This is a genomic window from Apilactobacillus nanyangensis (genome assembly GCF_016861915.1).
Lineage (GTDB): Bacteria > Bacillota > Bacilli > Lactobacillales > Lactobacillaceae > Apilactobacillus > Apilactobacillus nanyangensis.
Map to the genome: position 1 here is coordinate 36,949 of NZ_BOLX01000009.1, position 21,570 is coordinate 58,518.

A 21,570-nucleotide genomic window follows, 5' to 3' on the forward strand; every position below is an offset into this window, starting at 1 on the left:
TAAGGTAAGTAGGTGGGAGTTTTTTTCTTATTATGGGCACCGCTATTTTTGGTGCTCATACAATACATAATATTATTGAGGAGAATTAAAATGATTTCTAAGTTTAAACCAACATGGATGATTCCAGTCGTATATAATATTTCACCATCAAAATTAAAAGACATGGGGATTAAGGCAGTTTTTAGTGATCTAGATAACACCTTGATTCCTTGGAATAATCCTGATGGCACTCCTCAATTAAGAGAATGGATATCTGAACTCAAGAAAAACAATATTGAATTAATTGTTATTTCAAATAATAAACATAGCCGAGTTCAAAGAGCACTTAGAAGTTTGAAGTTAAACTTCATTTCTCGCTCCTTAAAGCCACTACCTAGAGGTATTAATAAAGCTTTGAGAGATTACCATTTACATCACAAAGAAGTAATTATGTGTGGAGATCAATTATTAACTGACGTTTGGGCTTCCAACAATGCAAATGTTAGAAGCGTCTTAGTTAAGCCATTAATTGAATCCGATGCTTGGAATACTAAGCCTAATCGCTTCTTAGAAAAATTAATATGGAAAAAATTAAGAAACAAATATGATGATTTAGACTGGCAGGAGGATATAAATGACAGAAATTAATCAATTACAAGACGAAGAAATTAGATGTATTGGTTGTGGTGCGTTAATTCAAACCACAAATCCTGATGAACTTGGATATACTCCTAATTCTGCCCTTGAAAAAGGAAAAGAAAGTGGCGAAATCTACTGCCAACGTTGCTTTAGATTACGTCACTATAATGAAATTTCACCAGTTAGCTTAACTGATGATGATTTCTTGAAACTATTAAACCAAATTAGAGATGCCAATGCGCTTATCGTGTACTTGGTTGATGTCTTTGACTTTAACGGAAGCTTGATTCCTGGATTACATCGTTTCGTAGGTGATAATCCAATCATGCTAGTTGGTAATAAGTCTGACTTACTACCAAACTCATTAAAACGTTCTAAACTGAAAGATTGGATTAGACAACGTGCTAACGAAGCCGGAATTCGTCCAATTGATGTTGAACTAGTTTCTGCTAAAACTAATGAATCAGTTGACGATTTATTAAAGAACATCGATAAGTACAGAAACGATCGCGATGTTTATGTTGTAGGTGTTACTAACGTTGGTAAGTCAACATTGATTAACCAAATCATTAGACAAAACACTGGAATCAAAGAATTAATCACTACTTCAAGATTCCCTGGTACTACATTAGACAGAATCTCAATCGATTTGGAAGATGGTCATGAATTAGTAGATACACCAGGTATTATTCATAAAGAACAAATGGCGCATTACCTAAATGGTAAGGACCTAAAGATTGTTCAACCACAAAAGCCAATTAAGCCAAAGGTTTACCAATTGAACCCAGAACAAACACTATTCTTCGGTGGTGTTGCCCGTTTTGATTACGTTCAAGGTGACAAGAAGCATGGTTTTACTGTTTATGTTGAAAACAACTTACTAATTCACCGTACCAAGTTAGCCAATGCTGACAGCTTCTACGACAAGCATTTCGGTGAATTATTAACTCCACCAAGCAGTGAATCAATTGATGATTTTCCAGAATTAGTTCGTTTCGAATTCAAGACCGATCAAAAGAGCGATTTAGTATTTGAAGGACTTGGATGGATTACCGTTCCAGCAGGTGTAGTTGTAGCTGGATGGGCACCTAAGGGTGTAGACGTATTAGTTAGAAGAGCAATGATATAAAAAGCGAGGTACAAAATTGAAATTACGTGGAAAACAAAAAAGATATTTAAGATCACAAGCTAACAGAATGAAACCTTTATTCTCTGTTGGAAAGAATGGTTTAAACGAAACTTGGTTAGAACAAGTATTGGATGCTTTACACAGACGTGAGTTAATCAAGGTTAACATTCAACAAAATTCTGATTTGGAAGTTAGTGATGTTCAAGAATACATTGAAGCAAACAGTGACATCAATGTTGTTCAAACAATTGGAAAGACATTACTATTATTCTTACCTGCAAGTAAGGAAAAGTTCCAAATTTACTCTGTAGAAGTTAGAAATATTTAGAGGAGTTCTTATCAATGCATAGTGAAAAGGTGCAAACTTTACCTAAGTTAAAATCTTTAAACAAGCGCAAAAAAATCGGGATTATTGGTGGAACCTTTAATCCGATTCATAATGGTCATCTATTTATTGCGGATCAAGTAAGGAGTCAATTAGGACTAGAAAAGGTATACTTCATGCCTGATTTCATCCCACCTCACGTTGATCATAAAGATGCAATTGATGCTGATGACCGCGTCAATATGGTTAATCTAGCAATCAACGATAATGATAAGTTTGATATTGAAATGCTAGAAATCATCAATCGTGGTAAAAGTTACACTTACAACACTATGGTAGAATTAAAGAGAAGACATCCCGACTATGAATACTACTTTATTATTGGTGGTGACATGGTTGAATACCTACCTAAATGGTATCGTGTTGATGATTTATTTAAACTAACTCATTTTGTAGGTGTTAGAAGGGAAAATTATCCAATGTCGACTAACTATCCAGTGATATGGGTAGATGTCGCTAAGTTAGATATATCTTCAACCTTAATTCGTAAACTCGTATCAAACCATCAATCAATTCGATACTTGGTTCCAGATGCAGTTTTAAAATATATAAAGGAGCATCATCTTTATGAATAATGTTGAATTAACATATACAAATAAGTACATCCCTTTATCTAGAGAAGAACTAATCGAAAAACTAAACAATGCTTTGACCCAATCAAGATTTGAACACGTTTTACGTGTTGAACAAATGGCGATTGAACTAGCAAAGAAAAATGATGTAGATATTGAAAAAGCAAGTGTCGCTGGACTTTGCCACGATTATGCTAAGCAAAGACCTGATGACGATTTCATCCAACTAATTAAGAAATATCGTTTGGATGATTTGTTATTACAATATGGCAATGCAATTTGGCATGGTGAAGTTGGCTACTTAATGGTTCAAAATGAATTAGGTGTTAGTGACATCGACATTTTGAATTCCATTAAGCACCACACCACTGGTGCAAAGTACATGTCAAAGCTAGAACAAATTGTATACATGGCTGACTATATCGAAATGGGACGCGACTTCCCAGGTGTAGAAGAAGCACGTGAAATTACATTTAATAATCTAGCTGACGGGGTGGCATATCAAACTAAGCACACTCTACAATATTTAATCAGTGCAAATAAACCCGTTTATCCTAAGACCATTGATACCTATAACGAATGGGTTAATGGATCAAACATAAAATAACGAGGAGATTTCAAATGAATAGTAAAGAAAAATTAGAAGTAATTGTTAAAGCAGCGGACAGCAAGAGAGCTCACAACATTGTTGCCCTAAATGTACACGAAGTTAGTCTAATGGCTGACTACTTCGTAATCATGGATGCAGCATCAAACAGACAAGTTAAGTCAATTGCTGACGAAGTTGCTGACCAAGCTGAAGAAGCTGGTATCAGTGTTAAAGAAGTAGAAGGTAAAGATACTGCTAAGTGGATTCTATTGGACTTAGGTGACGTTATTGTTCACGTATTCCAAGAAGACGAAAGAGAATACTACAACCTTGAAAAACTATGGTCAGATGCTGATTCAGTAGACGTTTCAGAATGGGTTAAGGACTAGCCAAATGATTTATCAAGAATTCGCAAAATTCTATGATGAATTATTTGATGAAACAATGTATGATCAATGGCTTTCCTTTGTAAAAGCAAATGTATCAAAAAATGATTCAATTATGGACATGGCTTGTGGAACTGGACGTTTATTAACGCTACTTGCCGCACAAAATTATAATGTTTGTGGTATGGATTTATCTGAAGATATGCTGACATTAGCTGAAGAACATTTAAGAGACATCAAACCAGACATGCCATTAATACAAGGTGATATGACTGAGATGGAAGGGATTCCTAACTTCGATGTGATTACTTGTTTTGATGACTCATTATGTTATTTGCCAGATCAAAATGTACTACAAACTGCTTTTGAAAAGGTACATGAACATCTAAATGACGATGGACAATTCTTATTTGATGTAATTACGCCATATCAAACAGATGTAGTATATCCAGGATACATGTATAATTACCATGATGATAGCAATGCATTCATGTGGCAATCATACTTAGGTGATGAAGATCACTCAGTAGAACATGACTTAGTTTTCTTTAAATACAATGAGTCAATTAATGCATATGACCAATTTAGTGAAATTCATTTAGAAAGAACATATGAGGTTGATACTTACATTGATTTATTGAAAAACTCAGGATTCAAAGATATCAAGGTTACTGCTAACTTTGGTAAAGACGAAATCACTGACACTACAACCAGATGGTTCTTTGTATGTAAGAAGGGATGATTCGATGAAAACTGTTGGTATAATTGCTGAATATAACCCGTTTCATAATGGGCATAAGTACCAAATTGAGCAGGCAAGACAAGCAACAAATGCCGACGCAGTCATCGTAATCATGTCTGGAAATTGGGTACAAAGAGGCCAACCTGCTATATTAGATAAATGGAACAGGGCACAAATGGCGTTAGAAAATGGTGCTGATATGGTAATTGAGTTACCTGTGCAATGTTCAGTGCAGCCTGCTGATATTTTTGCTAAGCATGCGGTAAATATTTTAGCTAGTCTTAAGTGTGAGTGGCTATCATTTGGTAGTGAACATCCAGATATTAACTTTAATGAGCTTGCTAATATTGATTTAAAAGAAACTAAAATAGATCATGATTACACCAAAAGCTATGCTGAGCTAATTAGGGATGCATTAACTAATGCGACTGGAGAAGATGTCAGTGCACCAAACGATGTATTGGCATTAAACTATGCAATTGCTAACCTAAAAAATAATCATCAAATGAAGATAGTACCGATTAAGAGAAACGGTGCTAACCATCATGATCGTGATTTAAACATCAATGGTTCCATTGCGAGTGCTTCTTCAATAAGAGCCGCTATCTTAGATAATAGTCAGGAATTGGTCCATTATCTTCCCGATAACACTGATATTGAAGCTTTAAATAATCATGTTGATTGGCAAGACTTCTGGCCATTATTAAAATATAAGATTGAAACATCAAGTATTGATGAATTAAATCATATCTATCAAATGACTGAGGGATTAGAATACAGACTAAAGAAGTATATCTATGAAGCACAGTCGTTTGAAGAGTTTCTACGCTTGGTTAAATCAAAACGCTACACATACGCAAGACTTCAACGTTTGTTCGTATATACGCTATTAAATTGGCGTAAAAACGATGATTTAAGTCGAGAGTATGTCAGAGTATTAGGATTTAATAAAAGCGGTAGAGCATATTTGAATGATATTAAGAAGCAAATAGAAATTCCTGTAATTACTAAGATTAATAAGGAATTATCTGAATCTGAATTAAATTTTGATGTAGTATCTGGTAGGATTTATGAAAATATAAATCATATTCCTCAAGATGCTGGAAAAATTCCATTAATTTATTAATTTTTAGGCCGGGTATCAAGGATATGACCTTGACAAACTAACTTCTTAATATGTATAATTAACGCTGTTGCATTAGGAGGAATAGACATGAAATGGTTCTTAAAGGAACTATCCGAATACAAAAACAAGCCACTTTCAGTATCAGAAGATATGAACTTATCTGATGATATTATGAGTAGATATAGCAAGTATGTTATTTCTGCTGATGACGATATTCACGTTGATGCTAATGTTTTCTCTGAAAACGGTGATGCAATCGTGACTGCTCGTGTAACAGGTAAGATTGTGGTTCCTTCATCAAGATCATTAACTCCAGTTGAGTTACCATTGGATTTCTCAATTAATGAAGTTTATGTTGAAACCAACTTACGTTTGAAAGAACGTGAGGATGAGGGTGAAATTGCTTTCCTAGTAGATGACGAAGGCGAAATTGATTTTGATAAATCAGTTGCCGACAACATCATCTTACAAATTCCAATGCACATTTTGTCTCCTGAAGAAATCGAAACTGGTAAAATGCCAGAAGGAAATGACTGGGAAGTTATTTCTGAAGACGATTTAGCCGAACAAGAGGCAAATGATAAAAAAGTAGATCCACGTCTTGCTAAGTTAAAGGACTTCTTTAACGATAGTGATAATTAAGCAAGACTTAAAATTTTTTCACTAGTGGATATTTTAATATAAAGGGGGTTTTTGCATTGGCTGTACCAGCAAGAAGAACTTCAAAAGCTAAGAAGGGTATGCGTCGTGGTCACATTAAGTTGGCTAACCCAGGTTTGAGTGCTTGCCCAAACTGTGGTGAATTACGTAAACCTCACATTGTATGTCCTAGTTGTGGATACTATGATGGTAAACAAGTTGTTAATGAAAACAACTAATTAAATAAAAAAGCTACCAGAACACCATGGGTCCTGGTAGCTTTTTTTGTTATATAAGTATAATTATTTTATTTATTTTGCTATTTATATTAAACTTAAATCGAGAGAATGGTTCGTTTTCTAATTTAAAATAGTAAATTGGTGAAAAAAATTAAGATTTTAATAATAATATTCGGATTAAGCTCTTCTATTATGAGAAAAAACGTGATAAAATGTACAAAGTAAGTTAAGATTTTCTAAAATAAATGGAGAGGTGTAATTTAATGAGCCGTATTTTGATAATTGAAGATGAAAAAAGCTTAGCTAGATTTGTAGAGTTAGAATTGAAGCATGAAGGTTACGAAACTGAAGTAGCCTTAGACGGTCGCGAAGGACTAGAAGAAGCACTTAACAACGACTATGATGTTATTCTTTTAGATCTTATGTTACCAAAGCTTAATGGTATGGAAGTTGCTAGAAGACTTCGTGAAAAGAAGACAACTCCAATCATTATGATGACAGCTAGAGATTCTGTTATTGATAGAGTTTCAGGATTCGATCATGGTGCAGATGACTACATCGTTAAGCCATTTGCTATCGAAGAATTATTAGCTCGTGTTAGAGCATTACTTCGTCGTATTGATATCGAAGGTGACGAAAACGCTGAAGACCAAAAGGTTGTTTACTTTAAGGACATTACTGTCGAAAAAGAAAGTAGAATCGTAAAACGTGGAGACGATATTATCGACTTAACTAAGCGTGAATACGAACTACTACTTACTTTAATGGAAAACGTTAACGTTGTATTAGCCAGAGACGTTCTTTTAACTAAGGTTTGGGGATACGATTCAAGTGCTGAAACCAACGTTGTTGATGTTTACATCCGTTACCTAAGAAACAAAATTGATAGACCTGATCAAAAGAGCTACATCCAAACTGTTAGAGGAACCGGTTACGTGATGAGATCATGATTTCCAACCATGATGATAAAGTTTCAAAGACAGTAAGCAGCAATCGAAGATGGTTTTCTCTTAAATGGAAATGGTCAATTGGATCAGCAATTATAATTTTTGTAATTCTATCAATTTTTTCTTTTTTGATTTACAATCGTTTTTCTGATGTCTTATTACACCAGGAGAACTCACGTACTATTGAATCGGATGTAACGATATCAAATCGATTAAGAACGATTAATCGATCATTGGATGAGAAGGCAGTTAGTTCTGCTTTAAATCCAAATAGTGGTTTTAGGGACGGCAACCCTAATAATGGAATGTCGACAGACGTTTATTCTGATTCTATTTATACTAACTTATTTAGTAAGGATATCGTGGTTAGTGTATACAATAAGAATTCAGACCAAATCTTCTCATCGAAGAAGTCGCCAAAAAAGATTTACAATTTCAAACCGGTAGATAGCCGTAAAACGGTTATTACCAAGAACTCAGGTAAGACAATCTTAGTTTTAGATTCACCAATCTATTCTGCAAAGACGCATGAATTAATTGGTTATCTAAGAGTAGTTGATTCAATGTCTGACTACAATTTGTATATAAACAAATTAGCCGGAATTTTATTTGTAATTTTAATTATTGGTATCTTCTTCTCTGCTGCATTGTCGTACTTTCTATCATCATACATGCTTCGTCCAATCAAGATTATCTCTAACACCATTCACAGTGTTAAAGAATCTCCTGAAACGGACAGTCGTGTGCCTAAGTTAACTCAAAACGATGAGTTGACTGACTTAGGGGACTTGTTCAATGATATGATTGATACAATGCAAAGATACATTGATCAACAGCAACAATTCGTTGAAGATGTTTCCCATGAATTAAGAACTCCGGTAGCTGTAATTCAGGGACACTTAGACATGCTTTCTCGTTGGGGAAAGGATGACCCTGAAGTTCTAGATGAATCAATTAAATCTTCAATCTACGAGATTAATCGTATGAAGAGTTTAGTTCAAGAAATGTTAGATCTTTCTCGTGCCGAACAAGTTGAAATCAACTATGGGAACAAGACTACGGATGTTCAAGATGTTGTTCATCAACAATATAATGATTTCCAAATGATTCACCCTGACTACAAGTTCATCTTAGATGATGATATAGGGGAAGAAACAATCATTCAAATTTACCGTAATCACTTGGAACAAATCTTGATTATCTTGTTAGATAATGCTGTTAAGTATTCTAAACAAAGAAAGGAAATCCATATTTCACTTTCTCGTAAATATCGTTATGTCGATATTGCGGTTCAAGATTTTGGTGAAGGATTAAGCCAAGAAAGCATTGATAAAATCTTTAACAGATTCTACCGTGTTGACAAGGCTAGAAGCCGTAACCAAGGTGGTAATGGTTTAGGACTTTCAATCGCTAAGCGTTTGGTAGAGGCCTATAACGGTAAAATCAATGTTGAAAGTTCATCGGGATATGGATCAATCTTTACAATTTCATTCCCAATCCTTTCAAAGGATAAGATTGAACATTTGAAACAACTAGATATGAATACTAAGCAATAAGCGCAATAAAAAAAGCACTGCCATTAAGCAGTGCTTTTTTTGTGTTTATTTATTGTTTTGATGTTTGTATACCAAACCAAATGGAACTAAGTTTTCGTTACCTTCTTTAATACGTTGAATGTTACTTCTATGCTTAATGAAAATAAAGATTGTTAGAATAATACCAATAACTCCAAGTACGTAATCATGATCCAATAAAATCAAGATTGTGATTAATGGAAATGAAATCATACTTGCTACACTAACCATACTAGTTAGGTAAGTAAATGAAATTTCAAAGATAAAAGCACATAAGAATAAGATTGGATGAATTGCTAGTAACATTCCAGCACTAGTAGCAACGGCTTTACCACCCTTAAACTTAGCAAAGATTGATAATGTATGTCCCAATACAGCGAATAAACCAAATACGATTGGTGATACGTTAGAGATATGGAAGAATGTTGGTAGCAATGTTGCAATGGTACCCTTTAGAATATCTAAAACCATAACAACAGCACCGGCAGTCTTACCAAGTTCTCTAAATGTATTGGTGGTTCCCATATTTCCAGAACCTAACTTGGTAATATCTTTATTGAAAAAGACCTTACCAATCCAGATTCCATTAGGAATTGCCCCTAACAAGTAGGCGACAATTAATAAAATTGTGATTTTCAAAAATGGTTCCTCCCAAAAATTAACTATCTATTAATTTTACCATTTTTAAGCATTATGACAACATCTTCTATATATAGGTGGTTTAATATTCCCTTTTAAAAGCGTTTTAAATAAGGTAATATATTATATTGTACGAAAGGGAGTGCGTTACGATGGCTAAGAAGTCAGAAAATTATAATGATGACTCCATCCAGGTCCTAAAGGGTCTGGAGGCAGTTAGAAAGCGCCCTGGTATGTATATCGGTTCTACTGATAGCAAGGGTCTTCATCATTTGGTATACGAAATTGTAGATAATGCGGTCGATGAAGCATTAGCAGGATATGGTGACGAAATTGACGTTACTATCCATAACGATAATAGTATAACTGTGGTGGACCACGGACGTGGGATGCCAGTGGGAATGCATTCATCAGGTAAGCCAACTCCCGAAGTTATCTTAACCGTGCTACATGCCGGTGGTAAGTTCACCGAAAATGGTGGATACAAGACTTCAGGGGGATTACACGGGGTTGGATCAAGTGTTGTTAATGCACTTTCAACTCACTTAAGCGTGACAATCGTAAGAGATGGCTACAAATATGAAGAAGATTTTGAAAACGGTGGTCAACCAATTGGAACTTTGAAAAAAATTGGTAAGACAAGTGAACACAGTGGAACAACTGTAACATTTAAACCAGATTCAGCAATCTTTACTACCACAATTTATAACTATGAAATACTAAAACAACGTTTAAGAGAATCTGCCTTCTTGTTAAACGGAATTAAAATCACATTAACTGATGAACGTGAAGGTCAAGAACGAAGCGATGAATTCTACTTTAAAGATGGAATCAAGGAGTTCGTTCAATACTTAAACGAAGACAAACACACATTGGGTAACATTATGTACTTTGACGGATCAAAAGATGGTGTTGAAGTAGAAGTTGCTGCACAATACAACGACGGTTATACCGAAAATACATTATCTTTCGTTAATAATGTGCGTACCAAAGATGGTGGTACCCATGAATCAGGATTTAGAAGTGCCTGGACTAAATCATTCAATGACTTTGCTAGAAGAGTGAAGTTACTTAAAGATAAAGAAAAGAACCTAGATGGTAGCGATGTTCGTGAAGGACTATCAGCAATCATCTCTATTAAGGTGCCCGAAGAAATGCTTCAATTCGAAGGACAAACCAAGGAAAAGCTAGGAAGCCCAGAAGTGCGTTCTATCGTCGATAACATCGTTTCCGAACAATTGGGTTACTACCTAATGGAAAACGGTGAATTCGCCCATGAATTGGTTCATAAGTCCCTTCGTGCCCGTAAGGCTAGAGAAGCTGCGCGCAAGGCGAGAGATGAAAGTAGAAATGGTAAGAAGAAACACAAGAAGGAACGTCTACTATCAGGTAAGTTAACACCCGCTCAATCTAAAGATGTTTCTAAGAATGAATTATTCCTAGTCGAAGGGGACTCTGCCGGAGGTTCTGCTAAGCAAGGCCGTGACAGAAAACATCAAGCTATCTTGCCACTTAGAGGTAAGGTTTTAAATACAGAAAGAGCTAAGCTAGACGATATTCTTAAAAATGAAGAAATTAGTACCATGATTTACACAATCGGTGCTGGAGTAGGTCCAGAATTTAACATTTCTGATGCCAACTACGACAAAGTTATCATCATGACCGATGCCGATGATGATGGTGCTCATATTCAAATTTTACTATTAACATTCTTCTACAAATACATGCGCCCAATGGTTGAACAAGGTCGTGTCTACATTGCACTACCACCGCTATACAAGATTCAACAAAAGGCCGGTAAGAAGAATCACGTTGATTACGCATGGACCAATGACGAATTAACTGACAAGTTAAAGGAATTTGGTCAACACCCAGCTCTTCAAAGATTTAAGGGTCTAGGTGAAATGAATGCTGATCAATTATGGGAAACTACTATGGATCCTGAAAACAGAACATTAATTCAAGTTCAAATCGACGATGCTGCATTAGCCGAAAAACGTGTTACTACATTAATGGGTGACAAGGTTGAACCAAGACGTGAATGGATTGAAGAAAACGTTAAGTTCACACTTGAAGAAGACGGCAGTATCTTAGATACCACCAAAGAAACAGAAAACGAGTAGATAGGAGGAACTATAGTGGTTAATCATTCAGTTATTGAAAAACTAACGCTTGAACAAATCATGAGTGAAAGATTTAGTCGTTACTCTAAGTCAATCATTCAAGAAAGAGCGTTACCAGACGTTCGTGACGGATTAAAACCTGTTCAACGTCGTATTCTATATGCCATGAATAAAGACGGAAATACTTATGACAAGGGATTTAGAAAGTCAGCTAAGTCCGTTGGTAATGTTATGGGTAACTTCCATCCCCATGGTGATAGTTCAATCTATGAAGCATTAGTACGTATGAGTCAAGAATGGAAAATCAGAGAACCATTAATCGAAATGCACGGTAACAATGGTTCAATGGATGGGGATCCAGCTGCGGCGATGCGTTATACAGAAGCACGTTTAAGTAAGATTGCTTCTGAAATGCTTAGAGATATTGATAAGGATACTGTTGATTGGGTACCTAACTTTGATGATACCGAAAACGAACCAACAGTATTACCATCTCGTTTCCCTAATCTATTAGTTAATGGTGCAACAGGGATTTCATCAGGTTATGCAACTGAAATTCCTCCACACAATCTATCTGAAGTACTAGATGCTTTGATTTACCTACAAAAGCATGCAGACGCTACTTTGGATGACTTAATGCAATTTATTAAGGGACCCGATTTCCCAACTGGTGGAATTGTACAAGGACTAGACGGAATCAAAAAGGCTTATGAAACTGGTCGCGGTAAGATTATCATTCGTTCTAAGACAGATGTTGAAGAATTACGTGGTAATAAGACACTTATTCGTGTAAGTGAATTACCATACGAAGTTAATAAGCTACAACTAGTTAAGCAAATCGATGAAATCAGAATTAACAAGAAGATTGATGGAATTGCTGAAGTAAGGGATGAAAGTGATAGAAATGGTCTATCAATTGCCATCGAATTAAAACGAGATGTTGATGCTACTGGTATTCTTAACTACTTATTTAAGAACACTGATTTACAAATCAACTATCACTTTAACGTTGTTGCAATTAATAAGATGCGTCCTGAACGTCTATCATTAAAGGAAATCCTAGAATCATATCTAGATTACCAACGCTTGATTGTTGCTAAGCGTACTAAGTACGATTTAGACAAGGCAATGGCTAGACAACATATTGTAGATGGTTTAATTAAGGCCTTATCAATTTTAGACCAAGTAATTAAAACCATTCGAGCAAGTGATAACAGAAAAGATGCATGTAATAACTTAATATCTGAATTCGACTTCTCAGAAAAACAAGCTGATGCGATTGTTAAGTTACAACTATACCGTTTAACTAATACCGACGTGGTTGAACTACAAGCCGAAAAAGATAAGTTAAGTGCAGACATTCTAGAATACAACACCATCTTAAATGACAAGAACGAACTAAATAAGGTACTAACCAAAGAGTTCAAAGATATTAAGAAGGCTTATGGTAACGATCGTCTTACTAAGATCGAAGCAGAAGTTGAAGAACTTAAGATTAGTAAGACTATCACAGTGCCAGAAGAAGACGTTGTTGTGCTAGTCAGTCATGATGGATACCTAAAACGTAGTAGTGTTCGTTCATACAAAGCTTCAGAAGTTGAAGAAAATGGTCTAAAGGAAGATGATTATCCAATCTTCTTAGAACAAATGACTACACTACAACACTTATTTATGTTTACTAATAAAGGTAATTTAATCTATCGTCCAGTACATGAAATTACAGATGCTCGTTGGAAAGAAACCGGTGAACATATTTCTCAAACTATCGGCCTAGCTGATGACGAAGAAATTATGAAAGTAATGTCATTTAAGACATTGAAAGAAACTGGTAAGTTTGTAATTTCTACTAGTGACGGATACATCAAACAAACTGAGTTTGATAAGTTAACTCCTGGTAGAAACTACCGTTCAAGACCTGCTGTATTTGAAAAACTAAAAGATGATAGTGCTAATGTAGTTAATGTTGATTACCTAGCAGATGCAAATGCTAATCCAAATGTCTTTATTGCATCTAACGTTGGACTAGCCACTTGTTTTGAATTAGATGAAGTATCATATTCTGGTGCAAGATCAACTGGTGTTCGCTCAATGGACATTAGGGATGAAGAACAAGTTGTTGATGTGCAACTAGTAGAACAAGACGATAAGGTAGGGATGATTACTCAACGTGGATTCTACAAAAATATGAAGGTAGATGAAGTACCTCTTGCTAGTCGTGCAAGAAGAGGTGTACAAGTTCTAAAATCATTGAAGAAGAATCCACATGAATTAGTTGACTTTGTAAAACTAGAAAAGGCGACGGATAGCTTTAACCCTATTAGAGTATTTACTAATAGACGTCGTGTCCATGATATTATGCCAGGTGATCATCCAGTAAATGATCGTCAATCAAATGGTTCTGCTGTTATGGATGTTGATGCTGAAGGTACACCAACTAGCATGGCTGTATTACATCCCGAAGTAGTGGCAAATATTAAGTAATAATAACTCCAATAGAAATTTATTATTATTATCATAAAATATATTGTTATTTTATGATGAATAGGTTATTATATTTTAATGAACTATTAATAGATAATAATATGTAATAAATGATATAGGGGTATAAGCATGAAAAAAACTAAGCAAGAAAATATTTTCTCTTCTAAGACACTTTCATACTTTTTGCAATTAGCAGAAACTATGAATTACACTCAGGCTGCGCAAATTTTGGGAATTACACAACCTGCATTAACTCAACAAATTAAAAAACTAGAAAAGACTGTTGGCGCTCCATTGTTTTACTCAATTGGTAAAAAGCTAAAGTTATCATCTGCCGGTAACATTATGCTTAAGTCAACTAAGGATATTTATGAAATCCTAAACCAAACTGCTGATGAAATTGAACAATCAAACAGTGCATCAACTGGTGACATTAACATTGGTGTTCTATCATCAATTCAAGTTAAAGTTTTTGAAAAGTTCATTGCTCAACTTTACAAGAAGAATCCTGAATTAAAGGTTAACCTAAGAATGTTAACTCGTAAGGAAATTTGGGAAAGTTTGGAAAACAACCGTATTGATTTAGCGATTATGTACTTACCAGATTCATCAATTAAGAACTGGAAGCCATACGAAGCTCAAAAGATTATGAGCGATGACTTAATGTACATTCACCACAACGAAAAATTAGCTGGTAAGGATAAGATTAAGTTCAAGGACACATTGGATCGTCCTTGGGTTACTTACCCAGAAGATTACTTCTTAGATTCAATCCTAAAGACTGAATACAAGGATCAACTTCTAGATAATCCTAAGAGTGGCGCTTGCTTCTCAACTCCAGACCAAATTTTACGTTTCGCTGTTAATACTGGATTAAATACTGCTCTTCCAAGTTCATTTATGATTGACAAAGATGTCAAAACATTGGAAGATAATAATACATGGGTTGCCCGTTTGAATCCAAACATCAATTTTGATTTAGCATTCGTTTACAGATCTAACAAGAAGATGATTCCTCGTGTTGGTTCATTCTTAGACGAATTCGATGCCTTCTTAGATGAAGAAGACTACCTATCAAGATTAAAGGACAACTACTAAAATACGAAGGAAGTTTTATTATGGCTAAAGAATTAGTTTTCGGACACCAAAGTCCAGATACTGATGCAATTTGTGCAGCTATCGAATATGCATATTTACAAAATAAACTAGGATACGACGTTGAAGCCGTTGCTCTAGGTACTCCAAACGAAGAAACTAAATTTGTTTTAGATTACTTCGGTCAAGAAGCACCTCGTGTTATCACTGAAGCTTCATCAGAAGTAGACTCAGTTATGCTAGTAGATCATAATGAACCTCAACAAAGTGTTTCAGATATTGATAAATTAACAGTTACTCACGTAGTTGATCACCACAGAATTGCAGATTTCAACACTGAAAAGCCTGTATTCTACCGTGCTGAACCAGTTGGTTGTGTAAGTACTGTATTATTTGAAATGTTCAACGAAAAGAACGTTGAAATTCCTGAACAATTAGCTGGTCTAATGCTTTCAGCAATCATTTCAGATACTTTATTACTAAAATCACCAACAACTACTGATGTTGATAAAAAGGCCGTTGCGGAATTAGCTAAGATTGCTAACGTTGATGCTGAAGAATACGGTATCAAGATGCTAAAGGCTGGTACTAACGTTGATGCTAGATCTGACAAAGACCTAATCGACGGTGACGCTAAGTCATTCACTATGGGTGGCAAAGCAGTACGTATCGACCAAATCAACACTGTTGATTTAAACGACGTATTAAAACGTAAAGAAGACTTATTAAAGGCAATGGAAGAAGAAGCCAAAGCAGAAGGCTACGACTTATTCTTAGTAATTGCTACTAACGTATTAGACAGTAACTCTGAAGCCATCATTTATGGTGAACCAAAGGACGCTGTAGAAAAAGCATTTAACCAAAAAGTTTCTGAAGATACAATTGCACTTCCTGGTGTGGTATCAAGAAAGAAACAAGTTGTTCCTCAATTAACTGATGTTTTAGACTAATACTAGGACGTATTGAAAGGACACATCCTAATGGGTGTGTTCTTTCTTTATATATAAAAATATCTGACAGCGTTGCTTCCGGAATACGGCTGTCTCAAATAAAAACAATAGGAGATCTTCAAAATGGTAAAGGTATTTAGAAATTTAGCTACTTCAAAGACAATGGATTTATTAGGAATCGCAATTATTTTCTTATCAGCATTTCTTTCAGGTTACTTATTCGAATCACTAAATGATGTGACTCATTGGGGCCATTGGGCAATCTTTATTCCGTTTGGATTAATCAGTGCCTTTGACGCCTGCATGTCAATCATGTCTACTAGATTGGTTGGTCGTTTCAGTAATCTTGGTAATTGGATTGGTGTCCCAGAAATTATTCTTGGATGTGCAATTGATTATCTATTGGGAAATCATGGGGCGATTTTAACTTATCCAATTAGTTTTATTATCCAAATTTTGGCAATTAGAACATGGACTAACTCTGATAAATTCAAGAAATCTTATTTTATGAACACCAAAAAGGGACAAATTGTTTTTGTACTATTGTCATTATTATCACTAGCATTTAGTTTTGGTATTAATTACATTGGTTACGGTAGTTTAAATTCATCTGATTCCGTTTTATATGTATTAACTAGTTTTGTATTCGGAATTTCATTGATCGCAAATATCATGAATGCAATGAAGATATCTACACAATGGAAATTCTGGCTATTATACGACTTTATCCAACTAGCTAAGGCAATTAGCCAATTTAACTTTGCAAACGTCGGTAAGTACATTTATTACATTCTAATGGCACTTGCTGGTAACGCATATTGGAAAGATTAATATTATATTTTTTCTGTGCTAATAATTTGCATTATTTTTTATAATCGTTATCATTATAGTTATGTCGTGTGCGATATATCTCTACCAGATATATCAGATCAAGCAAAAGGAGCTGTTACGATTATGAAGAAATACAGTGAAGAAGAATTAAGAAGTAGATTAACTGACGAACAATACGAAGTTACTCAAAATGCCGGTACAGAAATGCCATTCTCAAACGAATATGATAATTTCTTTGAAGATGGTTTATACGTAGATATTGTATCAGGTGAACCTTTATTCACTTCAAAAGATAAATACAACTCTGGATGTGGTTGGCCAGCATTTACTAAGCCAATTGAACAAAGCAGCATTAAGAGTAATTTAGATACCTCACATGGTATGGTAAGAAACGAAGTAAGAAGTAGCGAGGCTAACTCACACTTAGGTCACGTCTTTCCAGATGGTCCTAAAGATAAAGGTGGATTGAGATACTGCATTAACTCAGCATCATTAAGATTCATCCCAGTTAATAAGTTAGAAGAAGAAGGCTACGGCCAATACGCTGCAGAATTTAAATAGGAAGGGAGATTTGTTTTATGAGTAAAGATACAGCTATTTTCGCAGGAGGATGTTTCTGGTGCATGGTTGAACCATTCGACCAACAACCAGGAATTGAAAGTGTTATCTCAGGTTACACTGGAGGACACGTTGCAAATCCAACATACGAACAAGTATGTAGCCATACAACAGGTCATACTGAAGCCGTTGAAATTACATTTGATCCTGAAGTAATTTCATACAAGGAATTAGTCGAAATTTACTGGAGACAAACAGATCCAACTGACGCTTCTGGTCAATTCCAAGACAGAGGTGACAGTTACCGTCCTGTTATCTTCGTTAACAGCGAAGAACAAAGAAAAGTTGCTGAAGAATCAAAGAAGCAATTAGCTGAAAGTGGCATGTTTGATGAACCAATCGTTACATCAATCGAAGATGCTAAACCATTCTATCCAGCTGAAGACTATCACCAAGATTTCTACAAGAAGAACCCATTAAGAGCTCAAATTGAAGAATTAGGTGGCCGTCAACAATTCAAGGATACAAAGTGGGCTAAATAATAATAAAAAGGTTCCTAGCTTATGCTAGGAACCTTTTTATTTAATACTTATGTCTGTAATAGTGTCGACGTGAATGATATTGTCGATGTTCAGTTTCTTTTTTGTATTCTTTACGGTACTTTCTTTCGTAGTGTTTTTTAATTTCGTGGTGAACGACACCCGCAACAACAGCATCTCTTACATAGTGGTGTTTTCTATAAGAATTACTATGATTATTGAAAGATGGCGCATTTTCAGGCGTAGGAACTTTAATATCATTATTTATCTTTGATCTACCGGTTGCATAATCGAATTCTACACCAGGTTGAACGTTGGAGATGTAAACATTAAAGTTTAGCGTTCCATCTGTTGAAATGGCTTGCATATGAACACCACGAGCCATTAGTTCATTTCCTCTAAAAATAGGTGTAACTTGGAATATAACCTTTTTATCTTTTCTAAGGGCTTCTCTTACTTGTGATTCATAAATTGTTTGCAATTTTTGATTACTAAAAGCAGTTTGGGTAAAAAGATTTTTCAAATTGTTTTGATCCCCAGATTGTACTGATGGTTCGTATTTACCATTTACACTGATTCCCTTAGATAAACTGTAGGCAATTTCATGACCACGATTGATAATAGCATCATTGTTAACGAACTTTTGGTGCCATCCAGTTGGTTGAACCACTTGTCTTGTTCTTAGGCTGTCGTTGGCAATATTACGCTTTTCTAGGTATGCAGTATTACCTTCAGATGTTCTATTCAAAGAATCTAGATTGGTGTATTCTACGTGATTATATTTCCAATCAGACGTTTTTAGGTTAGACGCATCATTATTCACTGTCATGATTGCTGACGTATTATTTTGATAGTTAAGTGATGCTAAATCACTTGTATTAGTATTGGGCAAATCTTTGGTGACATCTGATGACTTGCTGCTCTTGGTGGCAGTGTTTTCGTTACTATTATTTGCACAGCCACTTAGGACTAATGAAAGTCCAATAGTAAGCGTGGCCATTAGTTTAGTATATTTCAATTAAAAATCCTCCTAATAAGACTATGTATGATAAAATAGTTGTCTAATGTTAAATACGTAAGGAATGTTATTTTTGGCGCTAAGAAGAACGCATATTGCTTCAGCAGAGGTAATAATGATGGGTTATGCTATTTCGACTAACCAACCATTACCAATTATCATAACTGAAACAATTGGTGTATGGATTGGTAGTCAACTTCCTGATATTGATCAAAGACAAACTAGAATAAATAAGAAAACCGGTATAGAAACTTCCATGTTCACCTTATGGGGCCATAGAACCTGGTCACACAGTATTTGGATACCAGCTTTACTATTTATTTTAGCACGCTACAGCTCTAATAGCCCAATGCTAAATGGAATAAGTGTATATGGATATAAAGTGATGGGATACTTTTACTTTACGTTAGCTTTGGGATACTTCTTGCATGAACTGTTAGATGCGTTTTCGGTTGAAGGAATTAGGTGGCTATATCCATTAGGAGATCGTAAAATTATACGTAAGAAGGGCATATTTAGATATAAGGTTCATAGTATGAAAGAAATCATGATCAGATATGTTTCTATTATCTTTATAGTTTTTGAATTGATTTTCTATTTATATAAAACCTTAAAATAAAAAGGGGTGCATCAAAAATGCATCCCTTTATTTATTTTCTCTTAATCTATCGACGAATTCTTTACTTGGTGTTACAAAAATTGTCTTTTGACCTTCATAAATAACAAATCCAGGTTTAGAACCATTTGGTTTTCTGATTTTTTTAACTTGAACATAGTCAACAGGAACAGTTGCTGAATCTCTTGCTTTAGAGAAGTAGGCGGCAAGCATGGCTGCATCTTCAATAGTTTCATCATCTGGATTGAAGTCCTTGATGATAACGTGAGAACCGTGAATTTTTTGGGTATGCAACCAAGTATCTCTCTTATCAGCATCTTTCATTGTTAACTTATCGTTTTGAAGGTTATTTTTACCCACAAGAATGTGAATGCCTTTATCAGTAATGAATTCTTCAGGCTTACTAATCTTTGTATTCTTATTTTTATTCTTTGTATTACGGTTGTTATGATGCTTTAAATAGCCTTCGTTTTTTAGTTCAACTTTGATGTCTTCTAAATCGGATGGGTTAGCAATCTCAATTTGTGAAAGGATGTTTTCAAAGTAGTCAATTTCGTCATTGGTCTTCTTTAATTGTTCAGTAACAAATGAAACAGCATTCTTCTCCTTTTGATAACGTTTAAAGTACTTTTGCGCGTTTTCTGAAGGAGTTAATTGATTAGAAATACTGATGTCGATTTCTTTTCCATCATCATAGAAGTTAGGAAGGGAAATCTTAGTCATTCCTTTTTGAATCTTGTATAGGTATGTGGTTAAGATTTCACCTTTAATACGGTATTCATCGGCATACCTAGTATTATCCAATGTCTTTTCAAGTTTCTTTTTCTTGTTTTTATTCTTCTTTAATTCACTTCTAGCAACTTTTATTAATTGTCCACCTTGTTCGCGAACGCGGTCTAATCGAGCTTTTGTTTCATAGAAGTTATCTAGTAATTCGCTTAATGTATCATATTGAATGTTGTTATCTTCAAATGGATAGACGTTAAAACTATTACTCTTACCATGTTCAATCATGGTTGGTATAGGATTGTTAAAATGATCGAAGAACTTATCAAACTTATCTTTGACAGCACCATCTTGATGCATTGCTTGAGCAAGATATAATGATGTGTCTTTACCTAGTCCTTGAATTCTCTTACGTAGTTCGGAAGATAGAACCTCTTGGTTAGGAAATTCTTTAGTTAGTTCTTCAATTTTTTGATAGTCAACGTTTTCAGCAAATGGGTTTACCATGTCTTGGTTTGGAGGGGTGATGTATGTATCACCAGGTAAGATAGTTCTGTACCTATTCTTATCTGCACCAATTCGCTTGATTGCATCGATGATTCGCATATCATCTTGTGTGTCTACTAAAATGATATTACTGTGTCTAGCCATGATTTCTACGACTAAACGCATCTCTTTTAAATCACCAATTTCGTTTCTGGTTGTGAAATGAAAAATCATTACACGGTCATTATCTATTTGTGATACTTTCTTTAAAACTGATCCACTAAGATGTTTTCTTAATGTCATTGTGAAAGTTGTTGGTGTGTGTGGGTTAACGTATGGAATTCTTGAAACTTGCACACGTGCATAGTTGGGGTTGGCTGAAATTAAAATAGGATAGTTTTCATGGTTTGAACGAACGGTTAACACAATTTCGTTATCATATGGTTGATTGATTTTGGATACTCGACCACCTGAAACTAATCGATTTAATTCACCAGTCATTGCATGAGTAAATGATCCATCAAATGACATTATCTCATCTCTCTTTCGTACAAAGTATTAC

General features: G+C 34.9%; 23 protein-coding genes. 20 read left to right on the plus strand and 3 right to left on the minus strand.

Translation table 11 applies throughout. The features are described from left to right. Window positions 1–90 precede the first annotated feature (90 nt). The 12 genes from JUD45_RS04055 to JUD45_RS04110 all read left to right on the plus strand — a co-directional run bounded on the left by JUD45_RS04055 (window position 91) and on the right by JUD45_RS04110 (window position 8,928). Entirely contained in the window at window positions 91–627 is a 537-nt protein-coding gene (locus JUD45_RS04055; protein ID WP_034531194.1) for a YqeG family HAD IIIA-type phosphatase, read from the plus strand. Next, window positions 614–1,747 (plus strand): ribosome biogenesis GTPase YqeH, encoded by a 1,134-nt coding sequence (gene yqeH / locus JUD45_RS04060; RefSeq protein WP_034533638.1) that lies wholly within the window; start codon window positions 614–616, stop codon window positions 1,745–1,747. Before JUD45_RS04055 ends, yqeH begins: the two co-directional genes overlap by 14 nt. A 16-nt stretch (window positions 1,748–1,763) precedes the next feature. After that, window positions 1,764–2,075 (plus strand): ribosome assembly RNA-binding protein YhbY, encoded by a 312-nt coding sequence (yhbY, locus tag JUD45_RS04065; protein WP_034533636.1) that lies wholly within the window; start codon window positions 1,764–1,766, stop codon window positions 2,073–2,075. A 14-nt stretch (window positions 2,076–2,089) separates the two neighbouring features. Beyond that, entirely contained in the window at window positions 2,090–2,707 is a 618-nt protein-coding gene (locus JUD45_RS04070; protein WP_034531188.1) for a nicotinate-nucleotide adenylyltransferase, read from the plus strand. Next, window positions 2,700–3,311: a bis(5'-nucleosyl)-tetraphosphatase (symmetrical) YqeK gene (gene yqeK / locus JUD45_RS04075; RefSeq protein WP_138726470.1), complete on the plus strand. Its 612-nt coding sequence runs from the start codon at window positions 2,700–2,702 to the stop codon at window positions 3,309–3,311. The genes JUD45_RS04070 and yqeK overlap by 8 nt, the downstream gene beginning before the upstream one ends. A gap of 14 nt (window positions 3,312–3,325) precedes the next feature. Continuing rightward, entirely contained in the window at window positions 3,326–3,682 is a 357-nt protein-coding gene (gene rsfS, locus JUD45_RS04080; protein ID WP_034531185.1) for a ribosome silencing factor, read from the plus strand. Window positions 3,683–3,686: 4 nt separating this feature from the next. After that, window positions 3,687–4,421, plus strand: coding sequence for a class I SAM-dependent DNA methyltransferase (locus JUD45_RS04085; RefSeq protein WP_203619721.1), 735 nt, complete (start codon window positions 3,687–3,689; stop codon window positions 4,419–4,421). Beyond that, window positions 4,360–5,547: a nucleotidyltransferase gene (locus JUD45_RS04090; protein WP_203619722.1), complete on the plus strand. Its 1,188-nt coding sequence runs from the start codon at window positions 4,360–4,362 to the stop codon at window positions 5,545–5,547. Before JUD45_RS04085 ends, JUD45_RS04090 begins: the two co-directional genes overlap by 62 nt. A gap of 87 nt (window positions 5,548–5,634) precedes the next feature. Further along, window positions 5,635–6,189, plus strand: coding sequence for a DUF177 domain-containing protein (locus tag JUD45_RS04095; protein ID WP_053791715.1), 555 nt, complete (start codon window positions 5,635–5,637; stop codon window positions 6,187–6,189). A 56-nt stretch (window positions 6,190–6,245) separates the two neighbouring features. Continuing rightward, the gene (gene rpmF / locus JUD45_RS04100; RefSeq protein ID WP_041152237.1) at window positions 6,246–6,425 is read left to right on the plus strand and encodes a 50S ribosomal protein L32; all 180 of its coding nucleotides are present in this window, start codon (window positions 6,246–6,248) and stop codon (window positions 6,423–6,425) included. Between the two features lie 263 nt (window positions 6,426–6,688). Next, complete coding sequence (locus JUD45_RS04105) at window positions 6,689–7,375, plus strand: response regulator transcription factor (protein WP_053791716.1); 687 nt, start codon at window positions 6,689–6,691, stop codon at window positions 7,373–7,375. Continuing rightward, window positions 7,372–8,928, plus strand: coding sequence for a HAMP domain-containing sensor histidine kinase (locus JUD45_RS04110; RefSeq protein ID WP_138726466.1), 1,557 nt, complete (start codon window positions 7,372–7,374; stop codon window positions 8,926–8,928). Before JUD45_RS04105 ends, JUD45_RS04110 begins: the two co-directional genes overlap by 4 nt. A gap of 45 nt (window positions 8,929–8,973) precedes the next feature. Here JUD45_RS04110 and plsY read toward each other — a convergent pair whose 3' ends face one another. Continuing rightward, window positions 8,974–9,585: a glycerol-3-phosphate 1-O-acyltransferase PlsY gene (gene plsY / locus JUD45_RS04115; protein WP_053791718.1), complete on the minus strand. Its 612-nt coding sequence runs from the start codon at window positions 9,583–9,585 to the stop codon at window positions 8,974–8,976. 152 nt (window positions 9,586–9,737) lie between these two features. Between plsY and parE the strand changes: the two genes are divergently transcribed. From parE to msrA, 7 genes are all read left to right on the plus strand, one after another. After that, on the plus strand, window positions 9,738–11,708 hold the full coding sequence (parE, locus tag JUD45_RS04120; RefSeq protein ID WP_053791719.1) for a DNA topoisomerase IV subunit B: 1,971 nt from the start codon (window positions 9,738–9,740) through the stop codon (window positions 11,706–11,708). A 12-nt stretch (window positions 11,709–11,720) separates the two neighbouring features. Continuing rightward, window positions 11,721–14,189 (plus strand): DNA topoisomerase IV subunit A, encoded by a 2,469-nt coding sequence (gene parC, locus JUD45_RS04125; protein WP_438800471.1) that lies wholly within the window; start codon window positions 11,721–11,723, stop codon window positions 14,187–14,189. Window positions 14,190–14,318: 129 nt separating this feature from the next. Beyond that, the gene (locus JUD45_RS04130; protein ID WP_034531170.1) at window positions 14,319–15,287 is read left to right on the plus strand and encodes a LysR family transcriptional regulator; all 969 of its coding nucleotides are present in this window, start codon (window positions 14,319–14,321) and stop codon (window positions 15,285–15,287) included. Window positions 15,288–15,307: 20 nt separating this feature from the next. Continuing rightward, a complete protein-coding gene (locus tag JUD45_RS04135; protein ID WP_203619724.1) occupies window positions 15,308–16,234 on the plus strand; it encodes a manganese-dependent inorganic pyrophosphatase in 927 nt (308 codons plus the stop codon). 123 nt (window positions 16,235–16,357) lie between these two features. Continuing rightward, window positions 16,358–17,065, plus strand: a complete 708-nt coding sequence (locus JUD45_RS04140; RefSeq protein ID WP_203619725.1) for a nicotinamide mononucleotide transporter — start codon at window positions 16,358–16,360, stop codon at window positions 17,063–17,065. Between the two features lie 123 nt (window positions 17,066–17,188). After that, window positions 17,189–17,626 carry a peptide-methionine (R)-S-oxide reductase MsrB gene (gene msrB / locus JUD45_RS04145; RefSeq protein WP_034531165.1) on the plus strand — a complete coding sequence of 146 codons (438 nt, stop codon included), beginning with the start codon at window positions 17,189–17,191 and terminating at the stop codon, window positions 17,624–17,626. 17 nt (window positions 17,627–17,643) lie between these two features. After that, window positions 17,644–18,165, plus strand: coding sequence for a peptide-methionine (S)-S-oxide reductase MsrA (gene msrA, locus JUD45_RS04150; protein ID WP_138726463.1), 522 nt, complete (start codon window positions 17,644–17,646; stop codon window positions 18,163–18,165). 40 nt (window positions 18,166–18,205) lie between these two features. Here the strand turns inward: msrA and JUD45_RS04155 are convergent, their stop codons facing one another. After that, entirely contained in the window at window positions 18,206–19,180 is a 975-nt protein-coding gene (locus JUD45_RS04155; RefSeq protein WP_438800470.1) for a DNA/RNA non-specific endonuclease, read from the minus strand. A gap of 73 nt (window positions 19,181–19,253) precedes the next feature. On the opposite strand from JUD45_RS04155, the gene JUD45_RS04160 reads away from it, so the two are divergent. Next, window positions 19,254–19,799 carry a metal-dependent hydrolase gene (locus tag JUD45_RS04160; RefSeq protein ID WP_190238328.1) on the plus strand — a complete coding sequence of 182 codons (546 nt, stop codon included), beginning with the start codon at window positions 19,254–19,256 and terminating at the stop codon, window positions 19,797–19,799. 27 nt (window positions 19,800–19,826) lie between these two features. On the opposite strand, the gene JUD45_RS04165 is transcribed toward JUD45_RS04160, so the two are convergent. After that, complete coding sequence (locus JUD45_RS04165) at window positions 19,827–21,539, minus strand: NFACT RNA binding domain-containing protein (RefSeq protein ID WP_203619726.1); 1,713 nt, start codon at window positions 21,537–21,539, stop codon at window positions 19,827–19,829. Window positions 21,540–21,570 lie beyond the last annotated feature (31 nt).